This is a genomic window from Candidatus Clostridium radicumherbarum, from assembly GCF_045310525.1.
In the GTDB taxonomy this organism is placed as follows: Bacteria; Bacillota; Clostridia; order Clostridiales; family Clostridiaceae; genus Clostridium_AT; species Clostridium_AT radicumherbarum.
On record NZ_JBJHZY010000002.1, the window covers coordinates 168,564 to 181,656 of the forward strand.

The 13,093-nt window shown below is 34.5% G+C and carries 11 protein-coding genes and 2 riboswitches; of the genes, 1 reads left to right on the top strand and 10 read right to left on the bottom strand.

Annotated elements, in window-relative coordinates; all coding sequences use genetic code 11:
* Positions 1-22 precede the first annotated feature (22 nt).
* Positions 23-226 carry a hypothetical protein gene (locus ACJDUH_RS10700; RefSeq protein ID WP_406765186.1) on the top strand — a complete coding sequence of 68 codons (204 nt, stop codon included), beginning with the start codon at positions 23-25 and terminating at the stop codon, positions 224-226.
* Between the two features lie 106 nt (positions 227-332).
* Here ACJDUH_RS10700 and pbp4b read toward each other — a convergent pair whose 3' ends face one another.
* The 10 genes from pbp4b to pilM all read right to left on the bottom strand — a co-directional run bounded on the left by pbp4b (position 333) and on the right by pilM (position 12,684).
* The gene (pbp4b, locus tag ACJDUH_RS10705; RefSeq protein WP_406765187.1) at positions 333-3,011 is read right to left on the bottom strand and encodes a penicillin binding protein PBP4B; all 2,679 of its coding nucleotides are present in this window, start codon (positions 3,009-3,011) and stop codon (positions 333-335) included.
* A 600-nt stretch (positions 3,012-3,611) separates the two neighbouring features.
* Complete coding sequence (guaA, locus tag ACJDUH_RS10710) at positions 3,612-5,141, bottom strand: glutamine-hydrolyzing GMP synthase (RefSeq protein ID WP_406765188.1); 1,530 nt, start codon at positions 5,139-5,141, stop codon at positions 3,612-3,614.
* A gap of 16 nt (positions 5,142-5,157) precedes the next feature.
* Entirely contained in the window at positions 5,158-6,609 is a 1,452-nt protein-coding gene (gene guaB, locus ACJDUH_RS10715; RefSeq protein WP_406765189.1) for an IMP dehydrogenase, read from the bottom strand.
* Positions 6,610-6,714: 105 nt separating this feature from the next.
* Positions 6,715-6,812: riboswitch (purine riboswitch) on the bottom strand.
* Positions 6,813-6,922: 110 nt separating this feature from the next.
* On the bottom strand, positions 6,923-7,681 hold the full coding sequence (locus ACJDUH_RS10720) for a prepilin peptidase (RefSeq protein ID WP_406765190.1): 759 nt from the start codon (positions 7,679-7,681) through the stop codon (positions 6,923-6,925).
* Positions 7,682-7,890: 209 nt separating this feature from the next.
* Positions 7,891-8,745, bottom strand: coding sequence for a PilW family protein (locus tag ACJDUH_RS10725; protein ID WP_406765191.1), 855 nt, complete (start codon positions 8,743-8,745; stop codon positions 7,891-7,893).
* A gap of 12 nt (positions 8,746-8,757) precedes the next feature.
* Positions 8,758-9,159, bottom strand: a complete 402-nt coding sequence (locus tag ACJDUH_RS10730; RefSeq protein ID WP_406765192.1) for a prepilin-type N-terminal cleavage/methylation domain-containing protein — start codon at positions 9,157-9,159, stop codon at positions 8,758-8,760.
* A gap of 14 nt (positions 9,160-9,173) precedes the next feature.
* Entirely contained in the window at positions 9,174-10,301 is a 1,128-nt protein-coding gene (locus ACJDUH_RS10735; protein WP_406765193.1) for a hypothetical protein, read from the bottom strand.
* Positions 10,302-10,408: 107 nt separating this feature from the next.
* Complete coding sequence (gspM, locus tag ACJDUH_RS10740; RefSeq protein WP_406765194.1) at positions 10,409-11,116, bottom strand: type II secretion system protein GspM; 708 nt, start codon at positions 11,114-11,116, stop codon at positions 10,409-10,411.
* Positions 11,113-11,655 carry a PilN domain-containing protein gene (locus tag ACJDUH_RS10745; protein WP_406765195.1) on the bottom strand — a complete coding sequence of 181 codons (543 nt, stop codon included), beginning with the start codon at positions 11,653-11,655 and terminating at the stop codon, positions 11,113-11,115. The genes gspM and ACJDUH_RS10745 overlap by 4 nt, the downstream gene beginning before the upstream one ends.
* Positions 11,656-11,658: 3 nt before the next feature.
* Positions 11,659-12,684 (bottom strand): pilus assembly protein PilM, encoded by a 1,026-nt coding sequence (gene pilM / locus ACJDUH_RS10750; protein ID WP_406765196.1) that lies wholly within the window; start codon positions 12,682-12,684, stop codon positions 11,659-11,661.
* A 267-nt stretch (positions 12,685-12,951) separates the two neighbouring features.
* Positions 12,952-13,035: riboswitch (cyclic di-GMP riboswitch) on the bottom strand.
* Positions 13,036-13,093: the final 58 nt, after the last annotated feature.

A 13,093-nucleotide genomic window follows, 5' to 3' on the forward strand; every position in this document is an offset into this window, starting at 1 on the left:
AATTACTCAAAACGGTGGTACAATGTCAGAATTTAGTTCATTCAGCCCAAAGGATCTTTCCATTCTAGCAAGTGTAGTAGCAATTGCCATAGCTGAAAATAGGACACCTGCTGATATAAATATAATCGGTAACTTATTTACCGCAATTGGTAGCCTACTACTAACTATGGCAGCTCAAGAAGAATCACTAAAATCTTCCGGTGTTAATCAAAATCAAACTAAATGATATAAATTAAACGTTGCAACTAATATAATGACCACAAAAAAATAAAATGGGGTCAAATGTAGGTCAAAGCGCTACATAAGCCCCAAATGTTTAGGTATTTTTCTGCCTATTGCTTTATAAGAGCCATGGCATCAGAATTTAATATTTCTTTTGCAGCTTCAGATATACGGCAGCTCATCGGCGGATTATTAAGAAGCTTTAAGAAATCCTCCATATGATTTACAGCTTGCTCCTGTTTCTTTTCATTGAAAAACTTTTCTGCCTGAGTCAAACTATTGTTTAATTGTGGTACTAAAGGCCCAACTAATTCTTCTGACTTTTGATATCCATCGATAAGCCTTCTTATAGAAGCGACGCTTGTGGTAACCTTAACTACAGCTTTACTTGACTCTACAGTTATTCCATTAAGAGTTACTGAAGCATAAATGTCTGTTATTCCCACATTCTTAGCTGTTACTACGCCATTTTCTACTGAAGCTACCTCAGGATTTGTAGAGATGTAATTAACTGTTGCATTAGTCAGATCAACAGGAGTGCTTCCCTTACCAAATCCTGCTAAACTGATATTAGCGGTCTGGTTTCTCTCAAGGTTTGAATTGTCCAATGACAATTTTACACTGTTGAGTGGAGGCTTATCGGTCATAAGTGCTGCATAGATTCGCGCGCTAATAGGGCCAAAATCAGGAATTGTATAATTTTCATACCCCTCAAATCCGTTTGGAGGATTGTCTACTGGTGAATGCCTTTCGTTAGTAAGTATGGTAATGGTCATATTGTAAACCGGGTCGATGATTGTCAAAGTTCCAGTCCATCCCTGGTGCCCATAGGTGCTTCTGCTTGGTCCCCAATTAAAATAGAAATAAGAAGATGACTTTGAAGCCAATCTCCATCCCTGTCCATAAGTTGATGAATCCAAGGAGCTTTGTGTGCCGGAGACACTATAAGGTGCAGTAAACTGATCGGCAACTTCCTTCGTGAAGACCTGTGTTCCGTTATAAATGCCACCGTTGAGCATAAGTTGAGTTATAACGGCCATATCCCCTGTGGTAGAGAACAATCCTGCATGGCCGGATACTCCTCCCATTGTGTACCAGGCTTTTTCATCATGAACTTGGCCTTGAAGAGTGTATTTTCTAATATTTACAGGTGAACCATCCTCCATAGTTCCGAAATTGATATATCCATCACGAGTATTTCCATTTAACTCTGTTGCAGCAATTTCTGATTGCGAGAAACCTTTAGTTAACGGATTAAAAACTGTGTGTGATATTCCAAGCTTGCCGTAGATTTCATTTTCAACATATTTGTCTAAGGGCATTCCTGTAATTTGTTCAACTAGGAGGCCTAGTATCATAAAGTCGAGATCGCTGTAGATAATGTTTGTTCTAGGCTTGTATTGTAAAGGAGTTTTACAGATTTTATCTATTATCCCGGTACGATTTGTGATGTCACTGCTTTGATACCATAAATCTCCTGCTACAGTTTTGTTAGGATATTGTGGGTCAGGAATATTTCCAGCACCATGATGCAGTAAATCACGTACTGTTACATTTTCTTTACCTGTTACAGGTGTCTTAGGAAGTCCTCCGGGTCCGCCAAGAGTCCAGTTACCTGTGTATTCTACATAACTGTCTCTATAATTTTCCCAGCCTGGAAAGGTGCTTATTGGCTGATCAAGATTTAATTTGCCTTCAGAAACAAGCTTCTGGACTGCATAGTTAGTTGCATACATCTTAGTATTGGATGCCAAATCCCACAAAGAGTTTACTGTTGCTCTCTCCCATTGAGATTGAGGTAAAAGCTGAGCTGGCTGATAAACTCCATTTACAAATGGAGTATTATATTTTTTTAGATATCCGTATGCGGTATTTTTCACAGTTTTGCCATCCTTTGTTATGATGACTGCAGCACCAGGAAAACCATCGTTAATTTCATTGTTTATATAATCGTCAACCTTTTTTAGCTTTTCTGAATCAAAACCAACCTGTTCTGGAAAAGCAGTTGTGGTTATTTGATCGTAGGCTACATCCTGCCTTTTCAGCAAGTAATTGTTATTGTTATAAGACAAAGCTCCTATTTGAAATAACCTTTCCATATATGGCAGTGATAAATAATATTTATTATCCTGCTTAAATCCATCTACATCATTAAAAACCACATCTGTATAGTAAGTTAGCATACTAGTAGTAACATTAGCACCTATTCTGTTGGTATCAACATTTATTTCAAAATAGTCTTTATCGCGGTAAATAGTTAATATATCAACAGTTCCTTTTGCTGCACCGTCAAATTTATAACCATTTTTCCCATATTTGTAGGTCAGGTTTAATAAATTTGGTAAGTCCTCAACAGCAACGTATGCCTTATTGTTTTTGTTAACTATAAGGTCTGGATTTATGAGTTGTGGTTCACTGTATACTCTGGCATCTCCATCCTTAAGCCATACTTCTGCAACACCATTTTTTGCTCTAACATATTTTTTGTCATTTGGAAAAACACTATCCTCTTTTACTGTAAGACCTATGTAAGCATCATCTGCTGTGTTTGCAAAGCTGAAAGTCATTTTTAGTCCGTACGCATCTGTAGTTTTTTCTGACACTGTGCCTGGAACTTGTCCATTCAATAAAGCTGTTTCTATATTTCCAGTATATTTATTATCCAGCCTGTGATAATGGACAATGAGTTTTGTGCTGCCTGTTGCAGCAAAAATTGAAACAGATGGGATAATTGTAAATAACAGGGCTATAATTGTAAATACCGAGACCAGTTTCTTTTTTGTATGCATCTTTACACCTCTTTCTTGAATTTTTTTGATTTGTTTGATTTTTTTAAAATTCGAGCATAGGTGATTTTCACACCTAAATGTTAACCTTTACAGAGATAGTAAGTTCAACCATCTATCATGTATCTAATTTTACATTTGGCATTTTAATAATCCCTCCTTCTATATAGAAAGTTTTTAAAAATAAAAGAGCCCAAAAAATAAAATTATTTTTTGGGCTCATGCTTGACATTACTCAATAACACGCCTCAAATTGTCTGGATATTAATGATTTGAAACTCTTGATAATTATATTTTTCGGTACTGCAGTTCTTAATTTATATTATAGACTTATTTCCAGGTTATGTGAATATATTTATAATTAATTTCTTATTTTTACAAATATTTATATTTATATAGGAGAATAGGATTAAAAAAATGATTATTTACGTATGATTTAAGAAAGATTGGGAAAGTAAAATAATCAGAATAGAATAAGCTTTTCGCTTTTTTAAAACCATTAAATACCAAGTCATATGACAAATCAATTAAAAATATTATTTTAAACAGCAAAACAAAAGTCCACAAAACCTTATTTTATAAGGCTTGCGGACTTTAAACATTCTATTCCCATTCAATAGTAGCTGGTGGCTTAGAAGTTATATCATAAACAATTCTATTTACTCCATTTACTTCATTAACTATTCTTCTTGAAACCTTATCTAATACTTCATAAGGTATTCTTGCCCAATCTGAGGTCATACCGTCTGAGCTGGTTACTGCCCTTAAGGCTACTGTATGGCAATAGGTTCTTCCATCACCCATAACCCCTACTGACTGAATGTTAGGAAGGCATGCAAAGTACTGCCATATTTCATTTTCTAACCCATTTATTGAAACTTCTTCTCTAAAGATTGCATCTGCCTCTCTTACAATGCTAAGCTTCTCTTCTGTAACTTCTCCAAGTACTCTAATAGCTAGACCTGGACCTGGGAATGGCTGTCTCCATACTAGGTAATGTGGAATGCCAATTTCCTCTCCAACTTTTCTAACCTCATCTTTAAAGAGTTCTCTAAGTGGCTCAATAAGCTTAAAGTCAAGATCTTCAGGAAGCCCTCCTACGTTGTGATGACTCTTAATAACTGCTGAAGTGCCAGTTCCGCTTTCAACTACATCAGGATATATAGTACCTTGAACAAGAAAGTCAATTTGTCCAAGCTTTTTAGCTTCTTCTTCAAAAACTCTAATAAATTCTTCTCCTATTATCTTTCTCTTTTTTTCAGGTTCACTTACACCCTTCAATTTTCCTAAGAATCTATCCTGAGCATTAACTCTTATTAAATTCATATCAAACTGCTTTTTAAATATAGCTTCTACCTGATCCCCTTCATCTTTTCTTAAGAGACCATGATCAACGAATACGCAGGTAAGCTGTTTTCCTATTGCTTTGTGCACAAGCACTGCAGCTACAGAAGAGTCAACTCCCCCAGAAAGGGCACAAAGTACCTTTTTGTCTCCAACTACTTCTTTTATTGCTTTAATCTTTTCTTCTGCAAAAGAGGTCATAGACCAATCAGCCTTTACTTTACAGATTTCAAATAAGAAGTTCTTAATCATTTGCTGCCCAAAAGGTGTGTGTTCCACTTCTGGGTGAAATTGTACCCCATAAAGCTTCTTTTTTTCATTTTCCATAGCAGCTATCTCGCAGCCCTCAGAATTAGCTATGATCTCAAAGCCTTCCGGTACCTCTGAAACATAATCTGTATGGCTCATCCAGCATTTTTCATTTAAGGCAATGTTCTTAAAAAGACTTTTATCATTGTCTAATACAATATTGGCTTTGCCATATTCTCTAGTTTTTGCACTATTAACCTGGCCACCTAAGCTGTTAGCCATTAATTGATGTCCGTAGCAAATACCAAGCACTGGAACTCCAAGCTGAAAGATTTCCTTATCAATACCAGGTGCCTTGTCATCATAAACGCTATTTGGTCCACCAGTAAAAATAATACCTTTTGGTTCCTTAGATTTGATTTTATCTATAGTATAGCTATTTGGAATTATTTCGCAGTATACTCCGCATTCTCTAACTCTTCTTGCTATAAGCTGATTATATTGTCCGCCGAAATCTACTATTAATATTAATTCTCTCATTGAAATCCTCCTTTACTTAATTTACACTGTAGTTTGGTGCTTCTTTTGTAATTACTATGTCATGAGGATGGCTTTCTCTAAGGCCTGAAGCTGTTTGTACTACAAATACAGCTTTGTCATAGAGTTCATTAAGATTTTTAGCTCCGCAGTAGCCCATTCCTGAACGAAGTCCTCCAAGTATTTGGAATATTGTTTCTGTTACAAAGCCCTTATAAGGAACTCTACCTTCAATTCCTTCTGGTACAAGCTTCTTATTTCCCTCTTGGAAATATCTGTCCTTACTTCCACTTGCCATAGCACTAAGTGAACCCATACCTCTATATACTTTATAACTTCTTCCTTGATAAACTTCTGTATCTCCAGGTGATTCTTCGCAGCCTGCAAACATTGAACCCATCATAACTACCTTTGCACCAGCAGCCAGTGCCTTTACTACATCACCAGAATATTTTATTCCGCCATCAGCTATAACTGGAACCCCATATTTATCAGCTTCTTCTACGCAGTCCATAACTGCTGTAAGCTGAGGAACACCAACTCCAGCAACAACTCTTGTTGTACATATAGAACCAGGCCCAATACCTACCTTTACACAATCTGCTCCTGCTAATATTAGAGCTTTTGTTGCATCTGCTGTTGCAACATTTCCTGCAATAATTTGGAGTTCTGGATACAATTCTTTTATTTTTCCTACAGCTTCAAGGACTCCTGTTGAATGTCCATGAGCAGTATCTATTGTAATTACGTCTACATTTGCTTTAACTAAAGCCTCAACTCTATCAAGCATATCAGCAGTAACTCCTACAGCAGCACCGCATAATAGTCTTCCCTTCTTATCTTTTGCAGCATTGGGGAATTTTATAGCTTTTTCAATATCTTTTATTGTTATTAGCCCTCTTAGATTATTTTCATTATCTACAAGTGGAAGTTTCTCAATTTTATGCTTCTTAAGTATTGCCTTTGCTTCATCTACTGTTGTATTTTCATGAGCTGTAATTAGATTTTCTTTGGTCATCACTTCTTTAATAGCTCTAGTAAAATTAGTTTCAAAAACAATGTCTCTATTAGTAATAATTCCAACAAGCTTTCCATCGATAGTTATTGGAACTCCTGATATTCTGTACTTACTCATTAAAGCCTGGGCATCTTCAATTGTGTTATCAGGTGAAAGTGAAAATGGATCAGTAATTACACCATTTTCTTGTCTTTTAACTTTGTCCACTTCTATAGCCTGTTTTTCAATACTCATATTTTTATGAATTATACCAATACCGCCTTCTCTAGCCATAGCTATAGCCATTTTTGCCTCAGTAACAGTATCCATACCTGCACTCATAAGTGGAATATTAAGTTTAATTTTCTTCGTTAAATAAGTATTTAAAGCTGTATCTCTTGGTAATATTTTAGATTCTTGTGGAACTAAAAGTACATCATCAAAGGTATAAGCTTGTTTTAATATTTTTGCCATAACACAACTTCCTTTCATTAAATTAAGATTAGTTCAAAAACTTTAAATAACAAAAAAACATGCTCCCCACAAAAAATGTATAAGTGAAGAAAGCATGCTTTTAAAGCATAACAATCTAACACTCATAGTCGGAAATTTACGGCTTCCGGTAGATACTTCCTGCCATATTCAGGGGATATACGAGTTAAAATTGCAATATTTGATTTATTTCTCTTATTTTAATGAAAGATTTATGTTTTGTCAATGGAAAATTATATACTTTAAAATGTAATCCTTTTCTAGTTTGCTTGTGTTTATTTTCAAGTAATTAATGCTAAAAACCACTTAAATACCATGTAATTATTTGTTCACCATATAACATAGCTGCAATAGCACCTAAGGCAATATAGGGTCCAAATGGTATATAATCCTTTCTAGATTTTTTCTTTGAAATAATAAGTATAGCTCCAATAATGCCTCCAAATATAAATGAGAAGAATAAAGCAACTACCGTTAATTTTAATCCAAGAAAGACACCACAAAGCAGACATATTTCTACATCTCCCCAGCCCATGCCATTAGTAAGAAGTATAATAATAGTTATAACACCTCCACCAAGCAGTGCTCCCCAAAAATACTGCATAAAACCATATCCCAGGAAATACCCAACAGTAGCAAAAATAACTCCTGTAATTATTCCGCTAATGGTGGTTTTAAAATATACATCAGTGGTGTCATAATCAATAAGTCCAATGATAATTAAAAAACTGCTGAGCACTATGTATTTTATAAAAATAAAGCTAAATCCATAAATAATAAATAAAGCAGCATATAAAATTCCTGTCATTAACTCAACAACTGCATATCTTGCTGAAAAGTGCTGTTTGCAGTATCTGCACCTGCCTCCTAAAAATAAATAACTTAATACAGGTATCATATCAATAGCCTTAAGTCTTGTATTGCAATTTCCACAGCTGGAAGGTGGAAAAATAACAGACTTACCTGCAGGTATTCTATAAATACATACATTAAAAAAGCTGCCAAATATTGACCCGAGTATAAACACATATAGTATAAGTATAAAATTAAACATTTAATAAACACCCCATCTTTGCTTGATTATACTTTATAAGTTTTATTTTATCAAGAAAAGAACAGTTCCACAGAACTGTTCTAAATATATTATGATCTTAGTCTTGATAGTATAATAGACCGCCTGGTTCAGAAGTCATAGTCACAACTTCGGTAGTTGAAGGTGTAGCTGAAAGGTATTTGTAAAATCAAAAACATGAATAGTAAAAACTATTGCATAGTCCATTTTGTTGAGGAATTATATTTCACTGTATAGTCATAGGTATTTCCATAGCTCTCAGTACCCCCAAAAGTTACTCTGAATATTACCTGAGCCCCGTCGAGTGTACTATCTGAAGATATAGCAACTGTCTTTGTACCTGTTATTACTGCTTGAGGGTTTGTAACACCAACTGAACTTACAATAAATACATTCGTTATTTCTCTTCCAAAACTTATCCCCAAATTATTTTCCGTGTTTATTGTTAACTCTTGAGCAACAGGCTTAAGTAGTATGGCCATATAATCAGTTGCTGTTTTAAAGTATATTGCATCCCTTTTAGTCTTTAGTGTCGTGTTCCCTGTTGTTCCAGCAATTACCCCTCCAGTGCTTAGATGTAGGTCCATGCTAATGACCTCAGAATTTATATTATAGGATTGCCCCCGGTTCTCAGCCATTATATTGAAGCTCAAAAGCTTGAAGGGTGAAAGAGATGTAAATTCTACACTTCCGGGATGTCCTATTGGGATTGTTTTAGTAAAGTACTTATTTATATGAGTTATTGTATTATTGGTACTGTCAAAATAAATGTAGTTCTCATAGGGCTGTATATCGGAAAGTGGTGGTATGTCTGCATCATCCAAAATTTTTATTTCCGTTGAATACCTTATTTGTTGAGTGATGTAGTCTGAAGCAAGTCTTATGCTGCTTTGTATATCTGACTGCCTTGTTCCCCTGATGAAGGTAGTGTTCCCGACGCCAAATAGTGAGTATATACCCATTAGAACTATAGATAATATCGCTATAGTTATTATGAGTTCCAAAAGTGTAAGGCCCTTTTTACTCTCTGTTATCAGTTTCACCATACTTACACCTCCCTAGGGGATCAGGGAGGTAAGTTCTACGTATCTCTGTCCACCCTGATAGAAAACTGCAACTGTTATCCTTTTATATAAAACTGAGTTAATTGTAACGTTCTCAATAAAATATTTGCTTTCAATGCCTGAACTGAATGTATGAAGATCAGCAACCGAAGCTGCGCTGCTGCTCATTCCATTCAAGTCAGGATCTGTGGCGTAATTTATTCTTCCCGCACTGCACGCAGAATCAATGGCGGATTGTGCCTTTACTACGGCTTTGCTTTTGTTTCCCATTGTAAAAATATTTATATATCCATTAGAGAACATGCTCAGAAAAGAGACCGCGATTATACCCAGAATAGCAATGGAAATTATCACCTCAATAAGAGTTAAACCCTTTCTTATTCCCTTAAATTTCATTATTTTCACCTGCCCTACTTTTTGTTCCAGATATAGCCCGAACTGCTTGGTGATTGCCTAAACATTCCATTCAGAGCCTTGATTGCCGCATCATCATCTGCTAATTTAATAAAGTTCTTATAGCTTCCCGTTTCGCCGGCAGTTGGATTATGAAGGTCAACTCCACTTTTAAAAAAGTAATATCCCTGATTTAAAACTGGTACTATATCATCATCCCTTAATACAGGTCCGCCAAAATAAACAATTCCATACTTTGCTCCTGGATCGAACTGCGATGAGTAGGTATTGTGGAGATTTGAAGTATTAGTCCCAATGAAGGAAGAATAGCGGGCAAAATCTTCAAAACCCACATTACCAGAATATGCAAGATTGCCTATTCTGTTTGACATAACCGGATCTGTCATTGAAAATACAACAGGATCCTTGGTTTTGTTCAGCATTACTCCACTTTCAAAATAGATCACCTCTGCATCAAAGGTTATGGGAATGGAATTAGTAACCTGTTTAAAGCTGAGGCTTTGTCCAGCCTGTGTGTAGTTTCTGAAATGAAGGATTGATGCCTGATAAATGGAGGATCTGCTGGAACCCTGTGGCGATTGAACTGGTTTACCCTCAAACATTACTCCCTTGCCAAGATAATTTGTGCCTGTGGTTATTCCCTTTATAAGATTAACACCGTTAACCCATTCTGTAGGGTTAAGTGTCATCGAAATACCGGAGTTGATCTTAACAATATAGGTGACTAATTCTGTGGAATTGGGGCTTCCGGCTGTTATCCCCGTGGATTTTATCTTAACCTCTCCTGGATCCGTGCTTTCAAAGTTAAGGGAAAACTTGCCGCTCTCCCCAATTTTAAATGCTGTAGCGCTTGTATTTAATGATGCTACCTGCGTATTAAGTTCAGATGCTAGTACCCCAAGATCGGAATAGATCTTAGTATTCAGCTTATTCTTAATCAGCTCCAGGCCTACATACACACCTGAACGTCCTAAATAATGGGCCTGAACCCTGCTCTTCTGCCAGGATGCATTTTTAGTTTCTGACACTCCAACACTAAGAAGGGCTGTTCCCAGTATTACCAGTATTCCCATGATAATTATAACAGTGACCAATGCCACTCCTTTTTTACGAAATTTCTGCATAAAACCCCTCCACTTTTTACAAATCTGAAATATAATTACTATTTCATTTTAACTCATATTATCTTCATTTTGTATCAAGCTTTACGCTGTTCCAATTTTATTCATTCTTAATTAAAAGGGTTAACTTTGCTGTAATTTCCATTGTTGAAATCATAATTATTCTTAATAGTTGTGCCATCTTTAGCATAAAGAATGTTTGCATTTATTTCAACTGTAAGACCTTGTTTTCCCTTGCTTGAAAAATTCATGCTAGTTATATCAGCTATTCTCCCTGCAGTCTCTAAGGTATTAATAAAGGCAGTAGTGCTGGTAAAGTCTCCAGTGATATTTATAACAACTGGTATTGCCATTATCTTTTGGAGTGATGTATTTGCTGATGTATTTTGCTGATTATTTGCCTGAGTAGCATTAGTATTTTGATTTCCTTTTATTGCAGCGTTTCCATTAGCTCCATTTGTCTGTTTTTTGTAATCAATTTCTTTTCCAATAGTAAGGCTATTAATGATTACATCATTATCATCTGCATATTGTTTAATATCTCTTTCAATTTGTGCTGTCATGTTACTTTTAGGCATTAGTTTTAGATAATTATTATAATTTGCCTTAAGTTTTTCTAACTCCGAAGTCATTTTCTTATTACTTACAGCCATTATTTTTGAAGCATTTAGCTGCTGCTGATAATTTTCTATACTATTTTGAACTGTTCCTATCTTACTTGTTAATGGTTCAATGATGAAATTATAATACACATAGCCTACTACTACTATTGCTAGTAATGACAATAAAATTTTCTCACTTTTATTTAACCCATTCATTTTACTTCCTCCTCTACACTTGCGATAATTAAGGTGAAAGTATATACTTTATTCTTATCTTCTCTAGTTATATTTGTAACACTGCTGTTACTAAATTCCTTGGATTCCTGAAGATTTGCTTCAAATTCATTAATTGAATTATAGTCTTTAGCTGTAGCACTAATATTTATAGTACCAGCATTATATACCAAGTTTGAAATAACAATATCCTTTGGCATATACTTTATAAGACTCATAAAAACAGGATAAGCAGGTTCTTTTTCCTTTTGTATTTTGCTTACTAGATCAATATATTCCTTATAAGAGGCAGTTTCATTTCTCAATTTAGTGTTTTCTGTAATTACAGGTTTGGCCATGTTAACTTGAGCTTTCAAATTAGCTTCCTTATCATTAAGATTATTAAGATTAATATTTAGTAAAACAACCCCTGCAGTTAAAATTGAAACAATTATAAATACAATGAAGCCTATCTTAATGAAGGTTTTCCTTTGTATCCTCTTTTCTTTTATGTTATTAGGAATAAGATTAAGTTCCCGCATAGCTTACTCCTTTCTAAGCAACAATCCAATATTATTAACATAATATTTAAGACTGAAGTTCTTTGGAAGCTTTGTTTTTATGCCAATTTCATTTGAATTGTCAACAATTTCTACATTAGTTTTGAAATATTCTTGGACGTAATTATCTATCCCTTTTATTTCTGCACCCTCACCGATAATATATATTATATCTAAGGATTTATTAGTTTTTCCTGTAGTATAAAACTGAATAATTTTGTTAAATGAATAAAATATCTCATTGAAAATAGACTTTACTGAAAAATCCACTGAACTCTCTTCTTCTTGATAAAAATTAAATACTCTAATAAAGTTTTTCACAGATTCCTCAGTCCTAGATTTTCCAAAAGGAAATACTATTTCAGCTGCATCTTTTATTCCAAATAGAACTTCTCTTTCAATAAAAAGCCTGCCCTTTTCAAGGATTGTAAAGTTGCTGTTGTAGGTACCAATTTGTATAATCCCTATACTTTCCATTTCTTTTTTTTGTTTATGTACATTCCTAAAAACCCTGCTGACATTATTAGGTGCTATATCTATAGCATCTAAGTTCATTCGCAATTTACTTGCAAGCGCCACATATTTATCAGTTTTCTCCTTTGGTATAGAAACTACCATAACCTTATATACCTTTTTTTCTTTTGTGTTAATTTTGTCCAATATTTCATAATCCATATAGTAGTCCTTGCCCTCTTTGGGCAAGTATTGTGCAGTCTCCCATTGAAGTGTTTTAAGGATACCCCTATTATCCATAATAGGAACTTCTATGTGTCTAACTACAATGTCCTGACCTTGTACAGTAAAGGAAATCCTCTTTGTCCTGACGCTATTATTTTTCATAAACTCGGAAATCACCCTAGAAAGCTTCTGAATATTTATAATGTTGTCTTGATCAAAGGCCTCTTCAGGAGTTTCTATCATACCGCAGAGCTTAACCTTATTTTTTGAGCCTACTAATACTTTAATAAATTCATGTCCAAGCTCCACAGCCACTAATTCTTTCTCAAACATTAAATCACCACTTTCATTGCCTATTTATAATGAATAAAATTTTCATATAAACATTTTCATAAATATATTTAAAACATAAAATGTATTGTAATCAAATTCAGTTAGTTAGGCTTTAATGACGGCACCACTATATGTCTTCTTAAGTACCGCCATTAAAAGCCTTTACATAGTCAATTATCTTATGTATTATGGCTTATAAAATAATTCCTTTAAAATAAAATAAAGATAGTAAGAAATATAAGCCATAGTTCTCCAGCCTTTATACATAGATGATAAGGTCGGTTACACTATTAGCTCCCTACAACCCAAGTGTCCACGTACGGATTGTATTTCTTTGCTACCTTAGAATATTTATAATATTTTTATGAATTCTTTTCTTGAAGTTAATATTTCAAAAACTTAGTTTAGT